The organism is Paracoccus salipaludis (genome assembly GCF_002287065.1).
Lineage (GTDB): Bacteria > Pseudomonadota > Alphaproteobacteria > Rhodobacterales > Rhodobacteraceae > Paracoccus > Paracoccus salipaludis.
Genome location: NZ_NSJZ01000102.1, coordinates 1 through 622 on the forward strand (window position 1 = coordinate 1; position 622 = coordinate 622).

Annotated in this window: 1 protein-coding gene; it reads left to right on the forward strand. The window is 37.1% G+C overall.

Translation table 11 applies throughout. The features are described 5' to 3' along the window. On the forward strand, positions 1-622 hold a 622-nt coding region (locus CK240_RS18830; RefSeq protein ID WP_205957919.1), incomplete at both ends, for a hypothetical protein.

The window sequence follows — 622 nt, forward strand, 5'->3', positions numbered from 1 at the left end:
GGAAGAACGGGTGCAGGGAAAACAGCTATTGTAAAAAAACTACAGCAAGAAAACATTGGATCGAATTTAATCCAGCTTGATGAAATGGCTCTTGGCTATCTCGGTAATAGCGATGTAGTTAAATTCTTAACCAGTCTAGACGTCAATCTTGATCTATTTTTTCAAGCATTGTGGAAGCATGTAATCTTAATTGAGTTCATTAGATTGAAATTCAAGGTGGAAAACGAAGAAAAGTCCCGATACATATTCTCACAAATATTCAGTGCCTTTAATCGAGATCAGAGGAAATCTAGAGGGCTGGAATATCTTCGTAAATGGGAAAGTAAGTTTTGGATATCTATGGATGAAAATATAAGGGAGATTACTCAAACCTTAGAATCAAATGTAAATGCAGAGCTTGGCGGCGAAGTTGAAAAATTTAATGCTCGTGCGGGATATGTAAGAAGCTTAAGTGCAGAAAAAAAGTCTCAACTCCAAAGAGTTGCTAGGAAGTTTGCGTTCCCAGATTTGTTATCAGATTTGTCTAAAGTGATCGATACTTTGGCCGAACACGGCACAAAATCCAATCCAAGCTTTATACTTATAGACCAGCTTGACGAAAACTGGATTGATCCTCAAATAA